Genomic DNA, 23,027 nt, shown 5'->3' on the forward strand with positions numbered 1-23,027 from the left:
TTTTCAGCCGCTGCTGCTGATTTCAAACACGGGCTCTCCTAAGACGGTCAGGTCAGGTTCAATTCCCAATCCGGGTGACAAGCTGGCAGACATGCGACCGTGGTCCCGTTGCGGAGCTCCAGCTGCCGTGCTGACGGTTACGTAGCTGTTGAAGTCGGTGGAAGTGAACAAGAGTTCTGTCGGGGTGCTGTGCGCGAGGTGTGCAATCGCGGCTGTGGTCACGTCACCTCCCCAACTGTCTTCGATCGTCATGGCAATGCCCAGCGACGCACAGAGATCGCGAGCTTGCCGGGCGCGAGTCAGTCCGCCAAATTTGCTGATTTTGATATTCACGACGTCCATCGCCAAATCGGCTTTCCCGCGAAACAGCATATCGACACTATCGATCACTTCATCCAGCACAAAGGGATGATTGGTTCGGCGTTGAATTGTCAGGCATTCCTCGTAGGCCGCACAAGGTTGTTCGATGTAAACATCAATGTCCTGTACTGCGCGAACCACACGCATCGCTTCATGCATCAGCCAGCCAGTATTTGCGTCTGCGATCAGCTTATCGCCCGGCTGCATTCGAGCTGCGACCGCGCGAATTCGCTCGATATCCACGTCGGGATCACCGCCGACTTTGAGTTGAAACCTACGGTAACCTTCGTCGCGATATTGTTGGACACGCGATGCCATCGCATCTGGATCTTCTTGAGAGATCGCTCGATATAAAACAAAATCCTTGCCGTAACGCCCGCCTAAGAGTGAGCAGACGGGTTGGCCGCTGACTTGGCCTAAAATATCCCAACAGGCGATATCGATCGGTGATTTGGCATAGGGGTGGCCTTTAAGTGCCGCATCCATTTGTCGGTTCAACTGATCAAGGTGTAATGGATTACAACCGATCAAATGAGGTGCGATCTCCGCAATTCCAGCTCGACAACCGGCGGCGTACGCGGGCAGATAAGCCGGTCCTAATGGGCAAACTTCGCCCCAGCCTATCAGCCCTGCGTCGGTTTCTACCCGTACCAGAGTACTGTCAAAGACAGTAACGGATTTTCCACCTGACCAGTTGTAGCTTCCTTCGTGAAGCGGTAGATCGACTTGATATGCCGAAATTCGACAGATTTTCATATTTGCCACAGCCGGTTATCGAGGATGGATTGTGAATACAAAAAGGGGGCTCCGAAGATGATTTCGGAGTCCGTCGTCAGGCAGGAATCAACCAGCATTTCCCTCTACTGCCGATTTTCAAGCAGGCCACAACAGGGTACGAGGTAATCACCGACAAGTCTTAGGACCAGTCTAGACCGTCTTGAAGTTGGTTGAAGTTATCGCATCCGTTCGCTGTGACTGCGACCATATCTTCGACTCGGATGCCACCCAGGTCACGGCGGTAAAGACCTGGTTCAATCGTTAGCACGTCGCCTATGACAAGGGCAGGTCCCTTTTTGTCCAGTAAGGGCGGCTCATGGACCTCCAGGCCGACACCGTGTCCTGTACCATGCGGCATGGCACAATACGAATCGGGATCTTGTTCGGAGGGCAATCCTATCTTGAAACCATGTTTCCTGATTGCCTCACAGGTTACCGCATGAACGTTTTCTCCCGTCACCTCCGGCGCCGTTGCAGCGATAGCCGCTTTTTTTGCATCCACCACCGCAAGATGCATCTTGTTCAATTCGTCTGAAATCTTTCCATGAACGACAGTTCTTGTGCAATCGCCGTTGTATCGAGTTGCTCGGTTCTGTGGAAAGATATCGATAATCACCGGTTGCTCTGTTTTCAGAATACCCATTCCCAATTCGTGGCAATCAGCTCCGCTGGGGCCACCTGCGATAATCGCTGGAACATTGGCGTAGCCTCGATCCATGAGCCAGTGATCGACTGCCGTGCGAACCCTTTCGGACGTTAAGGGTTCACCATCAACGAGTAGTTCGCCATCGTTTTTCGCGGTGGCGGTGGCTACCATTCGACATGCCATTTCCATCGCGCCTTCGGTGGTTTGTTGGGCTTCGCGTAGCCATGCTAATTCTTGCTCGTCTTTTGCTCGTCGTTGAAGAATGCCCAGTTCGGCATCCAGCTCAACCTCAATTCCTATCTGGCGAGCGAAATCCGCGTAGATAAAGGGAAGTGAACGATCGGCCCGTACGTGTTGAATCCCATGGCGCCGGAGGCATTCTGCCGCCGCTTGTGCGGTCGCCGTTTCGCGATCTCCGGATAGACCACCCTCGGGTGTGTAATCCGCTGGACAGGCGATCTGGTCGACACGAGCCGCTTGCCGGGCCCGTCGCATTTCAATGTCACGGAGAATCAGAATCGACGTTTCAGTACCGTCGGCCGTGGAAAAACGAATGACGGCCGTCGGATCGCCAACTGAAAAGCGCAGTTGATGGAAAATGGCCGCATTGTGGTCAGGGATTCCGGCCATCAAAACGGGCGTTTTCTCTTGATTTTTCATGGGGATCTGCTCAGGGCCAAGGGCTGTGGCTGGATTTGATCGAGATTATAGCGACTTGTCGCCAAATGATTCAGTGTCGTTAAATTGCATGAAGTGACGCATAAATATAACAACAAAGGTTTGAATAATCGACGCTAACCCCTTATCTTACGAGTCGGTGGATTGGAGCAGTTGGGGCACAACCGGATTCATTTCACTTTATTTAGCTGTCAGGAGATACGTTAATGTCACGGAACCTGCGTTTTTTAACAAAAATCTCAGCGCGTTTATTTCTTGCCTGCGGTCTGCTCTTTGTGACCGCGAATGCTTCTCAGGCAGACCTCTATGGCCATTGGCCGCTCGACGATGGAGAGGGTGATACAGCCAAAGACCTCAGTTCGAATGAACAGCATGGCGAAATCTATGATTATGACTTTCTTGGACTGGGTGATGATGGGAGCGTATGGGTTGATGATGACGAGCGCGGCATGGTAATGGGTATTGCTGGGGCTTGGGTTGACGCCGGTGAGTTGCCCGTGATGGATTTGGATAACGATTTTTCTTGGGTTCTCTGGACCAAACAGTCATTCGATGAACCGAGTCCTTCCAACAATATCATCATTGGAAATCGCTTTGGGTTTGGGGGTTCCGATACGTCGCCCCGTGAGTTCATCAAATTCACGCCAAATCGATTTGAGTATCACATGAATGCTGGGTTTGATAACGATCTTCAGTATGACCCTTGTGATTGCCCGGAGCGACACATTCCCAGTGACGAGGAATGGATGCATCACGTGGTGGTCAAAGATGGCGAAGTGATGACTTACTTTCGCGATGGCGAACTCATGAATGACACAGAACTCCTCGACCCGCAGTTCAGTGAAGATCCGCTTCCCTTTGCTATGGGCGGCCAAGATGGACGCGAGACCTGGACGGGATATCTCAGTGATGTTCGTCTCTATGACCATGCATTGACAGAAGCCGAAGTCGCCTCGATCTTTAGTGGCGCGCCGGACGGCGATCCGGGTGACTTCAATGGCGATACGGTCATTGATGCGAAGGACATCGATCTGCTAACCGCGGAAGTTATTGCTGGTACCAATGACACTTTATTTGATCTAACGGGTGATAACCTCGTCAATCAATTGGATCGCGATGCTTGGGTTAACGATATTAAGAATACCTGGTTTGGTGATTCCAACTTGGATGGGGAATTCAATTCCACAGATTTCGTCGTCGTGTTTAGCGCAGCCGAATTTGAAGATCAGCTGGAAAAGAATTCAGGCTGGGCGACTGGCGATTGGAATGGCGACCTGGAATTCAATAGCAGTGACTTTGTCACGGCTTTCCAGGCTGGCGGATTTGAAGCAGGACCAAAGGCTGCTGCGGCTCAGCTCGTACCGGAACCCAACACGGCGATCCTGTTGTTGCTAGGCTTCTTAGGCCTTTTTGCCACACGTCGTCGTTAGTCGTTAACTCGAAAAGATTGTTTTTCCAAGTTGGTGCCGCACTTGGTTGCGGCGCCAACTGAGCGGAGTACACGATCTAGCGGATCTGTAGCCCTTTCGGAAGTGATTCACCAAAGGCCCGTTGCTGTTCAGCAGCATCCAGGCTGCCGCCTTCTTTGACCAAGTGAATCATGTGATCGGCACTGTCGTGATCTGTTAACCAAGCAACCACATCGTCGCGGGCTGCTTGGTCGATGTCGCGGAAACGATCCCCTGTTCGACGCGTCAGCTGCATGAGAGCGAATGCTTGGCTCATATCGTTGACATTTTGATTCATCAAACTCCGGATCCACTTCGTCGCCGTTTCGGCGGCGACGACCGTATTGAGCGGTCCATATAATGGTTCTCGACTTCCAAGGCGGCCAAGAGTCCAGACGATGGCAGGGCGTACTGATTCCAGTTTTCGCTTGCCCAGGAGATCGACCAGCATTTCCCCTAAGTTGGTTTTGGTTCGTGGAGGTAACAACTCGAGTGAGGCTAACAGTCGCCAAAGTTCGGCGAATTCAGGAATGGTAAAGTGAGCGTCCCCTTTCACACTGGCCGCTGTCATTCGGCGATGGAGGGCTTTCACGGAGGCCAGTAATGGTTCCGCTAGGGCTCGCTGTTGTCCCGCCGGAAGTCCACCCGCAATGCGACGCCAGAGAATCCAGGATTCGGTGCGGCAGACCGGTGATTTGTGAGCCAGTTTGCCCTGGACCATACGCCAGGTTTCGGTGACGCGCCAATCGTCGACCGACATTCCATAGCCCGGGCGAAGTGCGAAACCAAGTAGGTTTAACCAACGCGCCTCATGTTGCTGGCTGCGACGGCGCCCCGATTCAAGCTGGATAAGCTCTTCCCAAATGCGTCGCAAGAACGACATCGGCCATGCGGTGCGTTCCATCTCAGACGCTTCAACAAGTCGTTTGATGAGAGCATTGGGTTTCGATTTGGCGTCTGGTCCAAAGGTGTCTTGAAGTGCGTGCTGGCAGTTGTGCCACAACGATTCATCCAGAACTCCCTCTTGTTCTCCGGCGGAGGCAGCGGCGTGGCGGTCGGTTTCTGTTGCGGATCGTACGTCAAACTGAAGACGCCAGCTACGGTCCCCATCCATCTGTTGCAACCAAAGTTCGATCGTCCCGATTTCGCTCAGTTGGGTGTGAAGACGGACGGGCACCGTGCCTCGTTGGTTCCGTCGCTGCGATCTGAGTGCGGTGCGTAAGGGTGGCAGAGATTTCATCTGTTCGGGATCAATCTCGATGAATTCTCCTGGTTGGTCTGCCAGGCGAATACTCGACACATGGAGGGGAAATTCGACGGGCTCTGAAATCCGTAAATCAAACTCCAAATCCGATAGCGCAATCGCGTCGCCCGGTTGTGCGGAACCAGGCACGACACAAACCCCAGTGGTTGCCTCTCCCGTGCTTGACGATTCGCGATTGCCAACTTCAACGTAATAGCTCCGTGCGAGCCCCGCGGCAATTTTTACTCCTTTGCCACGACGGACCATGCCGTAATAAGCTGCGCCGCGTGCCACGGCTAAATCGAGTCGATCATTGTCAAGAAGTTGCGGAGACCAGTCATCCGATTCATTCCCACGAAACCATTTTTCAATGACGGTTACCAGCCGCTTGCGTATCAGTGGCGAAGCGAAAAGGCCACCGTTTAAAAGAATCAAATCCGGCCTCGCTGGATCGTAGGGAAGTTCTGCGGATGGATCGCGATCATCGGCGTGCCGATGTGCACGCAGAAAAGCGCTCAGGTATCGCGTGATGGCTGAGTCGGTTGTGTAGGGCAAGCCAAATTCTTGGAAGCCTGATCGACGTTGATCAGGGTTTTCACTCAAGTCGACTTCTGGGAAAAAACCGTCAATCAGAACCCTTTCCGCTTCCTCACGTGTCAGTTCAACTCGCAGGCTTCCACCGACCAATTTGCTGCTCATGCTTGGAAGGTTGATCGTTAGGGTTTCGGGTGGATTGTTGCCCAGTAAACTTTCCTTTGCCTGGCGACAGCTGCGAACCAGCATGTCCCATTGTCGAGCTTGCAACGGCGATTTGGCCTTCAGTCCGACCTCGAGATGTTTCGCTAGCGCAAGATCCAGATTGTCACCGCCCAGGATCAGATGGTCTCCAACCGCAATACGGTGAAAGACAACGGCTGCGTCACTGTGATCTTCATTTTGTGCCGCACGAACCCGAATCAATGTGAAATCCGAAGTGCCCCCACCAATGTCGCAAACTAAGATTTTCTGTCCGGTTTCCACCAGGGATTGCCAGTCATCGCGATGAAGATTGACCCAGGCATAGAAGGCCGCTTGAGGTTCCTCGATCAAAACTACTCGCGGCAAATCAGCCAGCGCGGCTGCTTCGACCGTTAACTCACGAGCCACTTCGTCGAATGAAGCTGGCAACGTGAGGATAATGTCTTGTTCCGACAGGGGGAAATCAGGGAACCGATGGTTCCAGGCGTCTCGTACATGTTGCAAGTATCTTGCACTCACTTCTATTGGCGAGAGTCGCTCGACGTCATCGGTGCCGTGCCAAGGAAGGATCTCAGCCGTGCGGTCTACCCCCGCATGGCACAGCCACGATTTTGCTGACGCAATCATGCGGCCAGGTGCCAACGAACCCTCGTCTCGGGCCATCGATCCGACGACATGTTTTTCTGGTTTTTTTTGCCAAGGCAGGCGGTAGGCGTCCGTTTGCCCCTCAGCTTGAACTGGCTGAAAATGAAACGAAGGCAGGGTTTCTCGAGCATCCACTTCGCCGGTGGCAACCAGTTGATCGATCGCGAATGTTTGAACTTGCCAGTCTACAGATTCAGTATCAATGAAGCAGATTGCTGAGTTCGTCGTGCCCAGGTCGATACCGACTACATAACGACTTGGGGATTCTTCAAAAGATAGATTTGGATCAGACATTATTTCGAATAGTTTTCGGCTTTTCCCTTAGCGATGGCGAAACCGTGCAAACGGCGTGTGGAATGCTAGTGATGATAGTCGCTCAGCAGTTTTCGGTACATGACTCAAGGGGGTGATCGGGTTTGTTGTGTGCTTTTTGGGTAGCCCTTGGCATTTAACCAGGAGGGTGCATTTGAATGGAAATTTGAAACTTCAATCGAGTGAAGCTTTGCTTGGCTTCATTGAGCTTCTCAACTCTTGTCGATATTGCAGCAAGATCGAAACCGCATGGCGGAAGAGATCTTTTCGCGGAGATCCGAAGGTGGACGATCCGAAGGTGGACGATCCGCTTCAGAAACGGAAGCTTCCTGGTGAGATTTGCTGTCGATGCGACTCCACAAGCCGCTTGAATCCGCCCTCGGGATCGATGGGAAATGCGCCTGTCTGAGTCTGCCGAGATCGGTTCCGGTTCGATTTGGTGCGAGTTGGCAGTGGTTGATGCGTACCGCGTTTAAAAAAAGCGACGGAAGATTTATGGAGATGTCGCTGATTGGCAACCCGATTTTTTGCCCCGACTCTCGTTGGTGACAAAAAAATTCTATTGTTTTTCAGTGTCCTTTGGTACGATAGCGTCAGCATTGTCCAACGTAAATCTCTATGCGTGAGTGTGAAAGAATTGGGACTGAACGCCCAACACAACGAGGCATGGGAAATGATGACATCGATCAGCAATCGACGGCGTGTGAAGCGAAACATCCGAGCGCTCCGGTCAGGCGACCGAAGACGGATGTCCCTGGAACAACTTGAGTTGCGAGAGTTGTTGGCAGCGGCACCGATGATATCGGAATTTCAGGCTGTGAATCGTGCTACGCTTCAAGATGGAGATGGAGATTTTTCAGACTGGATAGAGATTCGCAACGACTCGAACCAACCTATTAATTTGCAGGGCTGGTATCTCACTGATGATGCCGACGAGTTAAGGAAATGGCAATTTCCTGCTACGTCAATTGCTGCGAACGATGAGATCGTGGTGTTCGCATCTGGCAAGAATCGTGTTGTCGTTGGTCAGGAGTTGCATGCAAGTTTTAAACTTTCAGGCGACGGTGAGTATCTCGGTTTGGTTGATCCGAACGGGCAGGTTTCACAAGCATTCGCTCCGGAGTATCCAGCTCAGGTCCAAGACGATTCCTACGGCTTAGGCGTGGGGCGTATTACCACTCAGCTGTTGGATCGCCAAATGGCAGTGCGATCTTTCGTGCCGCGCGACGATTCTCTCGGCGACGATTGGACTGCGCTGGGATTTGACGATGGTCAATGGCAACAAGGCATGGGACCGACTGGCTATGAACGCCCCTTGGTTGGCTCGGAAGAGTTAGAAGAGTTCACGGATGGGTTGGGAGCAGATTGGACGATCGATTTGCCAATGGAGGCTTCAAGTCGCGTTGCGGTGGAAGGTGGGCAATTGACGCTTGAGCTGCCTCCCGAGCAGTCATTGATGGGAGAGGCTGGTCGAGGTTTGGCGCCGTTGGTTTACCGTGAATTACCGGCGAACACGAACAGTTTTGACTTGGTGGCCCAAATTGATTCGGGGAAGTCTCGAGGAAACACAGGGGTTGTGGTTTTTGACGCGAATCGGGATGAACCGGTGTTGGTTGCCCAATACGAAGCGCGACGTCAGTTTGCCATGCGTAGCGGTGGTGGGGTTGAGATTGCCAAGGCTCGCAAGCCAAACCGAGACAGTTATTACATTCGTGTTGGGTTTGACCATGAGGTTCGTGAATGGACGAGTTACTACAAGGTGAAACTCGATGATGAATGGGTGCAGATCGGTACGGTGAGAGAGGGAGAGCGTGGTCTTGGCACGCCGATTGACCTGCGTGTGGGAGTTTTTGCCGAGTCAGGAAGTCGAGACGTCTCGGCTGTCATCGGATCTTTCGCGATCAGTCGCTTGCCCGGATCAGTCTATGAATCAACTATTGGTAATTCTGTTGAGTCGTCTTTGTATGATCACAATAGCTCGATTTTCTTGCGTGCCCCGTTCGAATTGGATGTGAATTCGTGGGATCCGACGCTGATTGATGGACTTGATTTCTCCGCAGCATTTGACGATGGCTTTCGCTTGTTTCTTAACGGCGTAGAGGTTGCTTCCCATCATGCGCCGGATGACGCCGGTTGGAACGCGCAGGCTACGGGAAGCTACGGGACTTCGTTAGGGGCGATTCCAACCAAGTCGTTTGACCTTTCCGAGCAGGTTGATTTGCTCCAGCCAGGTGACAATGTCTTAGCGATTCAGGGTATGAATCTCGATAGTGCCGATGTCGATTTTTATTTTGCTGCAGAGCTAACCGCTTTGCAGTTTGAACCGCTAACGGAACAGGAGTTTTCTAACCCAACACCCGGTCGTCCGAATCTTGCGCCCGCGCTGCCGTCACCAAAAATTGTAGGTGAACAGGGTGCGTTTGTTGGCACTCGAATGATCTCGGTAGAGAACCTTGCCGGGCCGAATACGGAGATTCGATATACGTTGGATGGAGAGGAACCCACCATCCATTCAGCCCTTTATCAACAGCCGATACCGATTTCTAAGACGACGATGTTTCAAGCACGCGTTTTTGATTTAGATGAGCATGGACGTGACCCAAGTCAGTTGGTGGGTGGGACCTTTTTGGCATTCGCGCCGGATGTGATGGGACGAGAGTCGGATCTTCCGATTTTGGTATTGGACACGCTCAGCCAAGATATTCCGCAAACTGAGGCGACTGAGCTAACCGCTGCAAATGCACTGCTATACGATTTGAATCCTGAAAAACTCGTTTCAGCTTTGGGCAGTGGTGATGTTGGTTATCTCGGTCGAGCGGGGCTTCGTGTTCGCGGTTCGACAACGCGTGGACAGGCTAAGCCAAATTTGACCTTCGAAACCTGGGGTGTCAATGGATTTCAACAAGATGATGATGTCGATGTGAGTCTTGTCGGGTTGCCACCCGATAGTGATTGGGTCTTGCATGCTCCGTTTGGATTTGATCGAGCACTCATCAGGAATCAGGTGTTCTTCGACTTGGCCAACAGTGTACTCGATTGGTCACCGCATACTCGTCCGATCGAGGTCTACCTCAATCGGAATGATGATGTTGTTTCGAATGAAGACTATGTCGGGATGTATGTGTTGATCGAAAAAGTGAAACGAAGTCCAGATCGAGTGGACATTCAACGCATCACGCCAGCCGATAGCGATCCGAATCGTCAAGAAATTAGCGGTGGTTACATCTGGAAAGTTGACCGATCCGATCCGGGGGACGCACCCTTTAGTGCGGGTGGTCGAAGTTTGAATTGGGTCTATCCGAAGAATTCTGGTGACCGTTCCAGGATTGACCAACAGGTTACGGCTGAGCAGCAAGCCTGGGTGCAGTCTTATTTCGAAGAATTCGCGGCGACGCTAGAGAAGCCTGATTTGAATGACCCGGCTGGCTATTCCAACTATATCGATGTCGATTCTTGGATCAATGCTCATTTGGTGAATGTACTTTCGTTTAATGTTGATGCATTGCGTTTGAGCACTTACTTGTTCAAAGATCGCGATGGGAAAATCGAGTACGGACCGCTTTGGGACTGCGATCGCTGTATGGAATCGAATGATGATCGGGATGATGATCCAACAATCTGGTCGCATCCAGGTGGAACGGATTTCTTCGCAGCGGGGCCCCACAATGATCCATGGTTCCGGCAGTTGTTCAAAGATCCGAATTTCTGGCAACTTTATATAGATCGTTGGTCCGAATTGCGACAGACGATTTGGTCCTCCGCCGGTCTGGACCAAATAATCGATCAACAAGCCGCACAGGTGGCGGCATCGAGTCAGCTGGACGCTGATCGCTGGAATCGAACATTTCGCGGATCCGCGGAATATGACTCCGGTGTGTTGGATGAGACTTGGGAAGGCGAAGTCGAACATCTCCGGATGTGGCTCCACGCTCGGGCTGAATTCATGGATCAGAATTTTGTCAGCCGTCCAGAATTGTTAGTCGGCGATAAGGCAGCAGGTTTGTCTCAGGAGATTCGTGTCACGTCGGGGACGAAAGTTTCCATTTCGCCGACGAAGATGACCTTCCTGGGCGAAACCACGACGCTCACGGGTCCGCCAGAGTCGACCATGGCATCGTATCGAGTACCGTCCGATAACTCGCTTGGCGAATCCTGGACCACGGTTGGCTTCGACGATTCCGCCTGGTCGACCGGCCCACTTGGTTTTGGCTTTGATTCGCGCGACAATTTTACCGAGCACATTCAAACAGAAGTGCCGGTCCGTGACCTGGTACCGGGAGCGACCACCATGCTGGTCCGAATTCCGTTCGAGCTTGAGGAGATGAACCAAGTCGCAGATAAAGCGATCAAGTTACGTATCAAATTCGACGACGGATTTGTCGCCCATTTGAATGGACAAAGAATTGCCTCACGGAATCTGCGCGATGAAACGCCTTCGTGGGATTCACAGGCAAACATTCGGCGAAATGCGGCGGCTGTCGAATTCCTCGAGTTTGACGTTTCAGACCATCGACAGGCGTTGATCGAGGGAACTAATGTTTTGGCGATTCAACTCGTCAATGCGGCGGCCACAAGTGGGGATATGCTGCTCGTGCCTGAACTTGTTAGTCAACAAGTAAGCGTCGGGAAAAATCCGGCTGCAAAAGTCTATCTGACGACGGATGGCAGCGATCCGCGATCGGCCGAGGGGATTCCGAGTCAAAATTCTGCCGATTGGGATGTGAATCAAAAGTTCACCGTGAACGAGAACGTCCGTTTGATTGCCCGGACTTTGGATGATTCGGATCGTGGACCCGAGTCGAAAATCGTTTTGACCGATTGGAGTGCACCGACGATTTACGATTTTGTCGTCAGCTCGATTGCCGGTGATTTCGATCACAGTGGGGTGTTGGATGTGCGAGACCTAGATCGCTTAACGGAAGAGTTACGTGTTGCAAATCCCGATATTCGCTTCGATTTGAACGGCGACGGTGTTGTGAATTCAGCGGATCGAGAACAGATGGTTATGGGGGTGCTGAATACGCCCTTCGGGGATGTCGATTTTAACGGAGCCTTTGACTCAGCGGATCTGATCGTTGTGAATCAGGCCGGTGAATACGAAGACGGTCAGTCGGGCAATTCAACCTGGGCAGAAGGCGACTGGGATGGGGATGGTGAATTCACAACGGCGGATTTGGTGTTCGCCTTTCGCCGTTCCAGATTTGGGTAGTCAGCGATCGCGTGTCGCCGAGATTGATCTCCGATCGATGAAATCAAATTCCGGGAGCCAAATCGGAAGCCAAGCTCCGAAGAATGATGGTGCGATCCAGATCTCATACCGAGAACAGGTAGTCTAGTCGCAGAAAGCATAGCGGAGGATGCAGAACACCGTTTCGATTCCGTCCTTGATGCCGATTTTCTTGCCTTCACTCCAGTCGCGCGCACTGTAGCGCACCGGAAGTTCAACGATGTGGTGCCCTCGCCGAGCAACCTTGGCAGTGATCTCTGGCTCGAATCCAAAACGATCCTGGTGAATCGATAAGTCCGTGATTACCTCCTTACGAAAAACCTTGTAGCACGTTTCCATGTCGGTCAATCGAAGGCCAGTAGTCAAGTTCGATAGCTTCGTGAGCAGACGGTTGCCGAGTCGATGCAATTTTGAGGAGCCAGTCCAGCGGTTCGTAAGAAAGCGTGATCCATAGACGATGTGGCTGCGTCCTTTCAGAATTGGATCCAATAAATGAGGAATGTCACGCGGGTCGTATTCGAGATCGGCGTCTTGAATCAAAACGACGTCGCCGGTCGCCTGTTCAAAGCCTGTACGAACTGCCGAACCCTTGCCTTGATTCTTAGGCTTCAACACAACGCGAAGTCCTGGTAGGTGAGTGAGACGCTGCAAGATTTCGCGAGTTCCGTCGTCGCTCCCGTCGTCCACAACAATGATTTCTTTCGGTATGCTCAAGGCCAACAGTCGCGCGATGATTTGATGGATCGTGCGGGACTCATTGAAGACCGGTATCACCACCGACAAACAGAAATTGTCAGGATATCGACATTCGGCTTCGGGTGGGGTGTAGCTGTCCTCTGAATTCAATTGCTGAGCAATCTGCTCCAGTTCGCGGAGCATTTCGTCGGTCTGCCGAAGTGGTGCCTCCGTCGATGCGGACGATGGAGGAAGCGGCACCTGGCTGGGCGAGGTTCCCATCAGTGGACTGTTGATTGCGGAGTCGTGATTCATGTTGGACATGGCGTCCTTATTTTCGATTTTGGGCCAATTCGAACGATAGCTGGAGTCGAGGTGCTGCTGGCCAGGGCACAACTCCCGTTTGAGTATCTGAACTGATGTGTCGTCGTGACTTGGGTAAAAATCGCGTACTTTGGATTTCATCGAATTCGCTCGCCCGTCCCCATAATTGGGCCAATTCATCCTGATACAACAAAACCCATTCGGAGTGGACTTGTTGCATGACAGCAACCGAATGCTGCTGGCGTCTATTTAACAACACTAGGTCCGGTTCTTGCCACCTCAGTATTTGAGTGGGATCGGCTGGTGGCGACTGTGGACTTCGATATCGCTTCTGAAAGTCGCCATTTCCCACAAAAAAATCGAAGTGACGGTCGACTGCCTCTTGGGGATAACAGGTTCGAAATCGGCCGTCGAATGCCACTTTGATGCCGGAATCACTGGGTTTCCTGGCCCCAAGGACGGAGATTGTGTATTGTGCCCAACGCCCTGAGACGACAAGCTTTCCTGTAAGCCCCTCATTTGCCATGAATTGAATTGCCGAAACGGGAAACTGCTCGCGAGCTACTTCGACTTTTTGGAGGCGGCGGCCGAGTTGTACGGCCAGGAATGTACAAATTAGCATCAAAAGCAGGCAGATGGTCGTTCGCGTCGGAGTCGAAAACGTGTTCTGTGGTGAAGCCGATTGACCAGTCAGGCTCATTCGCAGCCGTTCGCCTACCGATTGCAGATGCGGTGGTAGCCAAAACCCAAACAGCAACACGACAAAAGGTAGATGTCGTTGATGTTGTATCCCCTGGCTGAGTACCAATGCGAGTACGAGCAGTTGAGTAAAGTCGCGGGGCAGGCGACTAAAGATTAGCCCAAGGGTAATCAACGCCAACAGGACCCAAAGTTTCACGGCTGCTGGGGTGAATAGATCAGGCGGATGCCATTCTAGGATTTCGGGGCGGGGTACTCGTAACGCTTCGAACAACCAGCGATGCAGTTCCGTTCCATACGGGTTGAGTATTGTGGCCAAGCCGCCGACGATCATCAGAGATCCTAGGTAAGCGATAACGCTCACCCGTAACTCCTCACCACGAAAACCGTATTCAATCGCTCGGCTGCCGAGAATCACCAAATAGACAGCTAAACCGGCCAGGAAGCCGCCATGGGTGTTGGCCCAGATCCACAGTAAAAAAGGGCAGAGCCAGAGTCCGGCCAGCCGATTCGTGTAGCGCAGCCGGTTGGGTTGCTCGGTGGGTGCCGGCCAGGGCAGGTTCCAGCGGTTAGTCCATCCCTGGAAACAGCAATCCGTCCAAGCGATTAACAAGGCAAAGTAGAAAAAGCTGAACAGATGGGGGCGCAAACCCCAATAGAACGAAAGATTGATCGAGACGATCAGGCAAACCAATGCGATGATCACACTGTTAACCTGTTGTTTTAGAGCCCGATAGACAATCAGCAGCAACACGATGCATCCGAGTAGGCACTTGAGAAGCAGGAGGCTTTCGACACCCAGCAGATTGGATCCGCTTGCGAAGATGATTTCACTTAAGTGTTCATGGTTAATCCAGCGATGCCCCTGTGCTGTGAAGGTATAGGTGGCCGTCTCAGCGATGCCGTGTTTGAGCGTGTCCTGTCCATATTTCACATGGCCCCAAAAATCGGAATCAACCGTGCTGGGGCTCATCGGGATCGCGCACCAGAGGATAACGGCGGCGAGAAAAGTGAATCGAAGCAAGCGCGGATGAAAAAAGCCTGTTTTCGCGCTGGATTCGAGAGTAGATTCCATCAGTATTTGCGTCCGATCGGCAACTTTCCTTACGTTTTGTCGTTGAAATAATAGGTCGCGGACGCTTCGGAGTGCGGGCGCGTCGCAGGGCTGCCTGAATTCGTTTTGCTTGTTTTGGGATGCGGGACGTTATAGACGGCCCAATCCTTGCAAGCGGTGGGGTGAGGCGGTTGATTCTGTGTCCAAGATAACTGGTGCAAATCTTGAATTGTGGCTTGATTCATCGGCAGCATTTTCGACCCACGCTAGTTCAGACGTAGATCGAAGGGATAGAATGAACAGGACACATTTGAACTGACTTCGACATGAGGCTTTCATGGATAAACCGCAAGTGACAGAAGACGATCCGAGCTACGTCGAGATTGACGGAGTGCGGTTGCAGTTGAGCCATCCGAACGAAATTGCTGGCGAGTGGATTGGGCAGAGTGATATTCTGCAACAATTATTGGCTTGTTGGCTCGTTGTCGACAAGGTCGACTTACCCTTATCACCTCGGCTGATCGGACCTCCTGGAATTGGGAAGACGGCGTTGGGGATGGCCGGTTCTCGGATGCGTGAGCAGCAACTGTACATTTATCAGTGCACGGCAGACACGCGTCCAGAAGATCTCTTAGTGACCCCCGTCTTGGCCGAAAATGGCAAGATTGCCTATCACGCTTCGCAGCTTGTGACGGCCATGTTGCGTGGGGGCGTGTGTTTGTTGGATGAAGGCAATCGCATGAATGAGAAATCGTGGGCCAGTCTGGCACCGTTACTCGATCATCGACGATATGTCGAATCGATAGTGGCCGGCATCACGATCCGCGCTCATCCCGAGTTTCGTTGTGCCGTCACGATGAACCAAGATGAATCAACGTACGAGATTCCTGACTACATTCTTAGTCGGTTACAACCCACGCTTGAACTTGGTTACCCCAACAAGCAGGATGAAATGGCCATCCTTCAGTACCATTTGCCATTTGCCGAAGCGGAGATGTTGGCGATGACCGTGGAGTTCCTACAACGCTCGCACGAGTTGACCTTGGATTTCTCGACGCGTGACGGGATTAACTTGTTGCGTTACGCCATGAAACGCCTCGAGCAGATCCCAGACCATCCGATCAACAAGGATGAACTTTGGCGGGAGGCTTTACACCGTTGCTTGGGCGAAGATGCCTTGGATCTTGATACACTCGCTGATCGCCAAAAACGTACGCTTGGTGGGGACTCGATGCCCTTGGGGCTTGGTGATTTCTTTTTCTCCCAAGATGATCCGCTCAATCCGGATCGTGATGAAGACGATGATGACGAGACAGACGATTTGATTTGAGCCATTCTTCATACGGGTTTGCAGATGTTGGACGTTCTACGCTTAGGCGAACGAATTGTGGTGTTGCCGGTGATTCACGGAAGTGGTGATTTCGCGCTCGAAGTGCGTCGCATTATGTTGGATCATGAGTTTCGTTGTGTCGCGGTCCCCCTACCTCCCTCGTTTCGCGAAGATGTGCTTGCCGGAGTCGACTCCTTGCCCACGACCACGATGATTACTCAGCGTGAGGGCTTGGATTACGGACGTCCATGGTCACCCGATGCGGAGCTGGAGAATGATGAAGAGGATCCGTCGATCAGTTATGTGCCGATTGATCCTTGCCAACCTGTCATTGCCGCTCTGCGAATCGCTCGAGGGGAGCATTTAGCATGTGAATTCATCGATCTGGAGACGGCTCGTTTTGAGTCCTTTTCGGCCTCTCTGCCAGACCCCTACGCCTTGAAGAAGGTGAGTGTCGAGCAGTTTGCTGCGGCCATGCTTCCCAGTATTCCGCCACCCGATAAGGGGCAACTAGAAGATCGAATTCGCTATATGGCCGGGCAGTTGCGACAGCTTGAGCAGCAATACGAATCGATCCTGTTTGTCTGCTCGGTGATCGACTGGCCTTGGATTCGGGCAGCCTATTTGGACTCGCTCCAATGCAATGTAGAGAACGATTCGGTGCAAGAGACCGAAGTCTACCAGCCTGAGTCCAAGACGCTGATTTTCTTGATGGGTGAGCTGCCGTTTATTACGGGGCTTTATGAACGGGCACGAGCGGATCTTGAAGATGACGAAAATTTATCAATTGATGGTGTCAAAGAACTCTTGTTGACCGCTCGTGAGGCTTATCGGAATGACTTCCGTGGACGTGCCCGAAAGATAACGCCGCACTTGCTCGCAACCTGCTTGAAATACATTCGCAACCTGACCCTTTTGGAACGACGTTTGACTCCCGACTTGTATTCGATTGTGATGGCTGCGAAACAGGTGTGCGGTGATGGTTATGCCCTTCACGTGGCAGAGGTTGCGCGGGAGTACCCCTACCAGGGCGCCTTGCAGCAACGATCGGTTGGTATGGGCGTTGATCAAATTCGCATGCCTGACGGGGGGACGCTGGTCGCGAAGAGTCGTTTGCCGGGACCACCCGTTACCTGGCGCTCTTGTGAGTTGCGTCGCCGTCCTGACAAAAGCGAACGCGAACGCTGGGGGATGAAATGGAATCCCATGTCGCAATGCAGTTGGCCACCTGAAGACGACTTGATCGAAAACTTTCGCGCTCATGTGGTTGATCGAGCGAAACAGTTGATGGGTGCCGACTTGGTACGCACCGAGAAGTTTACCACGAGTATTAAAGATGGAATTGATATCAGAGATACGCTGAGGAATTGGCACACCCAGCAAATTTACGTCAAAGTGTTGCCTCCGACTCGCGGCAAGTTGGATGCCGTGGTGATGCTGTTTGATTCGCCGGCCGATCCGCGTGATTATCCCGTCCGCACCACCTGGTTCGCCGAACACGAAAATGAATCGACGTTGGCATTTTTCTCATCGGATTTTTCGGAGGAGCTGGTCGGTCCGGGAATCGGTTTGGCGACCTATGGGGGAGCGATGTTTTTGTTCCCGCCGGTTGCCATTCCTGATATTTGGAACGACCCGCGTCTCGACTTTGTCGAGACTTTGGAGGAACGGATCTTGGCTGCAGCCTGTTTGCACAGCGAAAGCTCAACCATCGCCCTCTTGTCTGCTTACCCACCAGGCGCCGCATGGAGGAGACTGGCTAAGCGGTTCGGCAAGAAATGGATCCATGTGCCACTCGCGCAGTTCAGTGATGCGACGGTGCAACAACTGCGCATGGTTCACGTGTTGAATGGACGCGAAGTTCGTAGCTACGCAGCTCACTTCATTCGAAAGGCTTAAGTGAGCCGTTAAACGGACAGAATCAATCGACTGACGGTGCCAAAGCTAACTCTTTCAACGCATCGAGGCTTGCCAAAACATCATCTCGAGAAATCTGCTGCCAGTCTTCTGTCTTGTGGTGCAGAATTGCAAGCTTGAATGTCTCGAATGCCTCTGAAAGATCCGATGGCAGTTCGGCCAAGTTCTCGAACGGACGCACGAAGGGAGCCGCATCTTGTTGATCATCAGCGTAGATCGAAGCTCCAGAAGTATCCCCCGTCGTGTTTGGGTCGCCGTCCGATTTTGACGTTGGGACGTCGTCATCGTCGCCGAAATCGGGCCCGGCTGGGCTGCGCGCTTCCGCGACAAATTCATTGTCAGAAACTACCAGACGTTCTTGGGCTTGAGGCGATGTTGGATCTTCCACCTGGAAATCTTCGTCAGTTTCCTGGCTGACGATATCCTCATCTTGCGGTTCGTCATCCGCGATTGCGCCGGTAGCTTCCCATCGCTGGCGCCGCATTTGAGACACCGACCAGTCGCTTTGGACTGAGCCTTCCAGCCACATCTCGGCATCTTCCCAATCGACGGCTGCCTGGAAATGGCTCCAGAATAATCCTTGAAAGTCTTGGTGGTTTGAGCCAAAACGCTCAAAGACGCGGCGCAAACGGCCCACGTGCTGTCCAGTCACCGCTCCTACAATGCGACTCCACGCCTCATCCGAGTAGTCGGTTGTGGGGGCTTCCGCAGCAATCAGTGACTCTCGCCACTCGAAGATGATACGGCCCTTTTCCCAGTTGGTTGTACTGATTAGCCGATTCCAGCGGCCCACGTAAGGTTGCGAAGTTACATCGACTGAGACAGCTTCTTGCTCGCTATCCATTTGCGCTTGCTCCTGACCAAATCCATATCCTGCTGAAGTCGATCGATGCTAACCAAGGGAATAGCGTTCGTGAAGATGCAATCAGCGATTGTTGCCCTGGATAGAATCTGAACCATTATTTCTCGAATTATTTGCCAACAACTTGGCGTGGATTTTGTTGTCAGGAGCCAACTTGCAATGGGGATAACTTGTCGAGAAACGGCAGGCATGTCCTGTGAGCACATTCCGAGCCCAAGATGACCCCATGGAATTACGAAAACCTAGTCTGCCCGTTCCGTAGAATCGAAGCCACAGCCCTTGTGAGAACCGTCACAGAAAGGCTGATTGGTCGAATGGCCGCAGCGACACAACGCAATTGCGGGTTTGCTTTTGTCGATCGGGTAAGCGTTGCCTTCGCCATCGACGAGCGTGATTGGACCTTCGACGAGAAATGGACCGTTGTCCCGCACCGAAATCTTGACATCCGACATGCGAATAACTCCTTGGTTGAAAGCGCCTGGGATCATGAGAAAACAGCGATGATGATCGAAGTTTATCGACTTGAAGAGATTTGAGTAGATGTCTTCTGCGAGTTTCGCTTACTTCCGGCGCTGTGACGACGAGCCCTACGACTCTTGAGCGATTCGGCTTACAATTTGAACGGAGGACAACGATGCAAGACGAAGCCTTTTATGTTTGCCCTGCTTGCGGGGAGGAAATCGTTATCCCTGTCGATTTTTCTGCAGGACGCGTCCAGGATTACGTCGAAGACTGCCCGGTCTGCTGCCGGCCTAACCTGTTGCATGTCGAGACAGAAGATGACGGTAGTGTGAGGGTTTGGGGCGAGTCGGAGTAGATTTTGTGTTCAGTTAGGATTCGGTTGCCGTGAGACCGCCGAAAAACTGAGGCCCTTTCGTGACTAAGGTAACAACGAACAGAAAGCGGAGAGCTGTTCATGCAGTTCGCGGAGAGCTGCGAGCTGTGCTCCTCTTTGTCGCGATTGTCTGGGTCGTGTTTGCGGTCTCCCAATTCGTTCCTTCCCTCCGTGCCTGGGGGGTGATCCCACGTTCCTCCCGAGGGTTGATTGGGATCCTGACGATGACGTTCTTGCATGCGAATTGGCAGCATATTGCCAGCAATACGATTCCGCTGCTGATTTTGTTAGCGCTCTTGGTCGGTTCGAAAATCTCGTCCTGGAAAATCGTCGTATCCATCATCTTGGTCGGTGGATGTTTGCTCTGGGGCGTTGGTATGCAAGGTAATCATATCGGTGCTAGTTTGTTGATTTACGGCTTGATCGCCTTCTTGATTTCATCAGGATTGTTCTTTGAAAAACGACCGATTCCATTGGTCATCGCCATCTCGGTGGGCTGCCTCTATGGTTTCCCCTTACTGACCGGTGTGCTGCCCAGGATTTCAAATCCGGAACACCTATCATGGGACGGACATTTGTGTGGTGCGATTGCCGGGGTTGTTGTGGCCTATTTCTTGGAGCGACGTAACGTGGGGCGATTGTCGAAGCAGAAAATTCCCGCTAAGTAAGATAGGTCAGTGCGGAGTCGATTACCGAACAGTGGCCGATCAATCTTTCAACACGGTTCGTTGACGGTGCCGGAGAATATTGTCTAAAGGCGAGAGCTGCTCGTCCCGATGAGCACGAATAGCGGTTCGCTGGGCCGATCGAATGGCATTTCGGGGGTCACTCAGCAGCGACGGCGGAGCTGCACTCACTCGCCCAAAATCTTGACCAAGATGCGTTTGCGCCGTCGTCCGTCAAATTCGTAATAGAAGATGTGCTCCCATGGCCCGAGATGTAGTTTTCCATCGGTGATAGCGACCACTACCTCTCGGCCCATGATCTGACGTTTGTGGTGGGCGTCCGCGTTATCTTCGCCGGTGCGATTGTGTAAATATCCACCTGTCGCCGGATTTGTTCCTGCATCAAACGGTACCAAGTCTTCCAGCCACCGCTCGTAATCGGCGTGCAGCCCTGATTCGTTGTCATTGATGAATACACTCGCTGTGATGTGCATTGCGTTCACAAGCACAAGACCATCGGTCACACCGCTCTCCGCAACAAGCTGTTCGACCTGATCGTGTATTGAAATGATGCCCCGACGTTCGGGTACTTCCATCCACAGTTCTTTTGTTAACGTTTTCATCGCTTCCTCCGTCCAATCATTGTACCGATCTTAGCCGCGGGACACAGTCAAAGGATCGGTGACTTCATCCGGAACGCGTGAGCCCGGGGTTGTTCGAAGTGTGTCTCGATCGAACAGGTTACGAAACAGAGCGCGTTCCATGTTGGGAAGACCAAGATAGACGTACTGTCGACACGGTTGAGGCCGGCTAAGCGTTTTGGTATCACTCGGCGAAGATGATTCTAAATCAGCTCGCGAATCGGTTGGCCTCGATCGAGTAGATATTGAGGACGGCCGGACGGGTCGGTAATTGTTGTGGCTAATGCGTCGATCCCCAAATGATGGTAGAGCGTCGCGACCACATCTTGGTAATGGATGGCACGGGATGTTACCTCTCCCGCCCAACGATCGGTGGTACCAATCACTTGGCCATGTTGTAGGCCTCCACCGGCCATCATGCCCATCGCAACGCGAGGCCAGTGGTCTCGGCCGGCCTTGGCGTTGACTTTTGGTGTGCGTCCAAATTCGCCCCAGATGACAATCAGTACGTCATCCAGCTTGCCGCGTTCACGTAAGTCGGTGACCAGTGCGTTTAAGCCGTGATCGAGTATGGGTAGTATGTGTCGAAGTCGTTTGAAGTTGCCAGTATGCGTGTCAAAATCACTGAAAGAAACACCCACACAGCGAACACCCGCATCAATCAATCGTCTTGCGAGCAATAGCTTCAACGTTGCCTGCTCATCATCATTTGTTGAAAAGCGTTGGACGCCCGTTGGGTTAGTGATGTACTTCTGCATTACCGCTGGATCTTCGCGACTCACGTCTAATGCGTTTGCAAGGGTTCCGGAAGTCAAGATTCCAGCGGCCTGTTGATGGAACTGATCCATCGCCTCCATCATGCCTTGATCATCAATTTCACGACGGATCCGATCAAGTCGACTGAGTAACACGTCACGCGCTTGTAAACGTTTAGCGTCAATACTGGCGTGGAGTTCGAGTTCTGTGGTGTGGTTTTGCCCCAAGGCTGCCAATTCGCCTTTCATGGCTTCTTCCAATGGTCGCGAGAACATCTGTGAGATGTCGGGGCGGAACGGTTGGTACGCGGGACCCAAAAAGCCAGGGCGAGCACTATTGCGCACTAGCGGTCGGCCCTGCATCATGTCGACAAAGGTCGGAACGTCTGCATGACCGCTGAATCTTTGGTTTAACACGCAACCCATGGCGGGTCGCCCACCTATATTCTGTAAGTCCTTGGCTGAAAAACCCGATTGGCATTGGAACGCGTCGTGCCGATTATCGGCACCAACCAGTGAACGTAGAAAGGAAAAGTCACGCGCTGATCGTGCCATTTGCGGCATCAATTCGTTGATCTGAAAGCCTGGGATCGCTGTCGGTATCGATCGAAATTCGCCACGTACCTCCAACGGAGCTTGGGGTTTCATATCGATCATGTCCATCTGGGGCGGACCCCCATCCAGATGAATGTTAATGATTGACTTGCCGCTGGAAGAAATTCCAGCCGAGGCCTCGGCACGTAGCAGGTCGGACAACTTCAGTCCGCCTATCCCGAGAGCACCGGCTAACAGGAATGATCTCCGCGTGCGTTTGTCGCAATTGTGATATGGCTTTCCAAGCAAATGTAACATTGGATCTGCCCTGAATTAAGCGGCGGGGGAGGCGTTGGCTGGACGCACATTTTAACCGCCTGGTTAACGTCTTCCAACCGATTTTGTCCCCAGATGACGGCCGTTGGAGGGGAAATGAGGGGGGTTCCTGGCAAAGTGAACGATTTGTGCCGAAAATCGATATCCTCCAGCTTCTGATTTGATGGCCTCTTCCTGAGTGGTGGACGGATTACCCTTTCGTCATCGACGAATGACTCTTGAGGATTTTTGACTGGCGAGCCGGGATGATTGGACTTTTGCTCAACGGCTTCTTCGCGGTTGCGCTCTCAAGTCGGCCCGTGACTCGTCAAAGTCGGGCCGGTAAT

At 52.4% G+C, this 23,027-nt stretch carries 16 protein-coding genes; 6 read left to right on the forward strand and 10 right to left on the reverse strand.

Going from position 1 to position 23,027, the window contains the following annotated elements; genetic code table 11:
• Window positions 1-3: 3 nt before the first annotated feature.
• Together P8N76_12890 and P8N76_12895 are read right to left on the reverse strand one after the other, a co-directional pair.
• Window positions 4-1,116: a mandelate racemase/muconate lactonizing enzyme family protein gene (locus P8N76_12890; protein ID MDG2382558.1), complete on the reverse strand. Its 1,113-nt coding sequence runs from the start codon at window positions 1,114-1,116 to the stop codon at window positions 4-6.
• Between the two features lie 160 nt (window positions 1,117-1,276).
• Window positions 1,277-2,443, reverse strand: coding sequence for a M24 family metallopeptidase (locus P8N76_12895; GenBank protein ID MDG2382559.1), 1,167 nt, complete (start codon window positions 2,441-2,443; stop codon window positions 1,277-1,279).
• A gap of 224 nt (window positions 2,444-2,667) precedes the next feature.
• On the opposite strand from P8N76_12895, the gene P8N76_12900 reads away from it, so the two are divergent.
• Window positions 2,668-3,891, forward strand: a complete 1,224-nt coding sequence (locus P8N76_12900; protein ID MDG2382560.1) for a PEP-CTERM sorting domain-containing protein — start codon at window positions 2,668-2,670, stop codon at window positions 3,889-3,891.
• A 76-nt stretch (window positions 3,892-3,967) separates the two neighbouring features.
• Here the strand turns inward: P8N76_12900 and P8N76_12905 are convergent, their stop codons facing one another.
• The gene (locus tag P8N76_12905) at window positions 3,968-6,829 is read right to left on the reverse strand and encodes an Hsp70 family protein (GenBank protein ID MDG2382561.1); all 2,862 of its coding nucleotides are present in this window, start codon (window positions 6,827-6,829) and stop codon (window positions 3,968-3,970) included.
• A 691-nt stretch (window positions 6,830-7,520) separates the two neighbouring features.
• Here P8N76_12905 and P8N76_12910 point away from each other — a divergent pair.
• The gene (locus P8N76_12910; GenBank protein ID MDG2382562.1) at window positions 7,521-12,056 is read left to right on the forward strand and encodes a CotH kinase family protein; all 4,536 of its coding nucleotides are present in this window, start codon (window positions 7,521-7,523) and stop codon (window positions 12,054-12,056) included.
• 123 nt (window positions 12,057-12,179) lie between these two features.
• On the opposite strand, the gene P8N76_12915 is transcribed toward P8N76_12910, so the two are convergent.
• The 3 genes from P8N76_12915 to P8N76_12925 all read right to left on the reverse strand — a co-directional run bounded on the left by P8N76_12915 (window position 12,180) and on the right by P8N76_12925 (window position 15,071).
• Window positions 12,180-13,064, reverse strand: a complete 885-nt coding sequence (locus tag P8N76_12915) for a glycosyltransferase family 2 protein (protein MDG2382563.1) — start codon at window positions 13,062-13,064, stop codon at window positions 12,180-12,182.
• 16 nt (window positions 13,065-13,080) lie between these two features.
• Window positions 13,081-14,745, reverse strand: a complete 1,665-nt coding sequence (locus P8N76_12920; GenBank protein MDG2382564.1) for a hypothetical protein — start codon at window positions 14,743-14,745, stop codon at window positions 13,081-13,083.
• 131 nt (window positions 14,746-14,876) lie between these two features.
• Window positions 14,877-15,071 carry a hypothetical protein gene (locus P8N76_12925; protein MDG2382565.1) on the reverse strand — a complete coding sequence of 65 codons (195 nt, stop codon included), beginning with the start codon at window positions 15,069-15,071 and terminating at the stop codon, window positions 14,877-14,879.
• Between the two features lie 92 nt (window positions 15,072-15,163).
• On the opposite strand from P8N76_12925, the gene P8N76_12930 reads away from it, so the two are divergent.
• Both P8N76_12930 and P8N76_12935 read left to right on the forward strand, forming a co-directional pair.
• Window positions 15,164-16,156, forward strand: coding sequence for an AAA family ATPase (locus tag P8N76_12930; protein ID MDG2382566.1), 993 nt, complete (start codon window positions 15,164-15,166; stop codon window positions 16,154-16,156).
• Window positions 16,157-16,180: 24 nt separating this feature from the next.
• A complete protein-coding gene (locus P8N76_12935) occupies window positions 16,181-18,055 on the forward strand; it encodes a hypothetical protein (protein MDG2382567.1) in 1,875 nt (624 codons plus the stop codon).
• A 22-nt stretch (window positions 18,056-18,077) separates the two neighbouring features.
• Here P8N76_12935 and P8N76_12940 read toward each other — a convergent pair whose 3' ends face one another.
• Together P8N76_12940 and P8N76_12945 are read right to left on the reverse strand one after the other, a co-directional pair.
• A complete protein-coding gene (locus P8N76_12940; GenBank protein ID MDG2382568.1) occupies window positions 18,078-18,917 on the reverse strand; it encodes a hypothetical protein in 840 nt (279 codons plus the stop codon).
• A gap of 260 nt (window positions 18,918-19,177) precedes the next feature.
• Entirely contained in the window at window positions 19,178-19,387 is a 210-nt protein-coding gene (locus P8N76_12945) for a CDGSH iron-sulfur domain-containing protein (GenBank protein MDG2382569.1), read from the reverse strand.
• Between the two features lie 182 nt (window positions 19,388-19,569).
• Here P8N76_12945 and P8N76_12950 point away from each other — a divergent pair, with 182 nt between their 5' ends.
• On the forward strand, window positions 19,570-19,752 hold the full coding sequence (locus tag P8N76_12950) for a CPXCG motif-containing cysteine-rich protein (protein ID MDG2382570.1): 183 nt from the start codon (window positions 19,570-19,572) through the stop codon (window positions 19,750-19,752).
• A 59-nt stretch (window positions 19,753-19,811) separates the two neighbouring features.
• On the forward strand, window positions 19,812-20,438 hold the full coding sequence (locus P8N76_12955) for a rhomboid family intramembrane serine protease (protein ID MDG2382571.1): 627 nt from the start codon (window positions 19,812-19,814) through the stop codon (window positions 20,436-20,438).
• Between the two features lie 185 nt (window positions 20,439-20,623).
• On the opposite strand, the gene P8N76_12960 is transcribed toward P8N76_12955, so the two are convergent.
• Both P8N76_12960 and P8N76_12965 read right to left on the reverse strand, forming a co-directional pair.
• A complete protein-coding gene (locus tag P8N76_12960) occupies window positions 20,624-21,058 on the reverse strand; it encodes a secondary thiamine-phosphate synthase enzyme YjbQ (protein MDG2382572.1) in 435 nt (144 codons plus the stop codon).
• A 221-nt stretch (window positions 21,059-21,279) separates the two neighbouring features.
• The gene (locus tag P8N76_12965) at window positions 21,280-22,683 is read right to left on the reverse strand and encodes a DUF1501 domain-containing protein (GenBank protein MDG2382573.1); all 1,404 of its coding nucleotides are present in this window, start codon (window positions 22,681-22,683) and stop codon (window positions 21,280-21,282) included.
• Window positions 22,684-23,027 lie beyond the last annotated feature (344 nt).

The sequence above is a fragment of the Pirellulaceae bacterium genome (genome assembly GCA_029243025.1).
In the GTDB taxonomy this organism is placed as follows: Bacteria; Planctomycetota; Planctomycetia; order Pirellulales; family Pirellulaceae.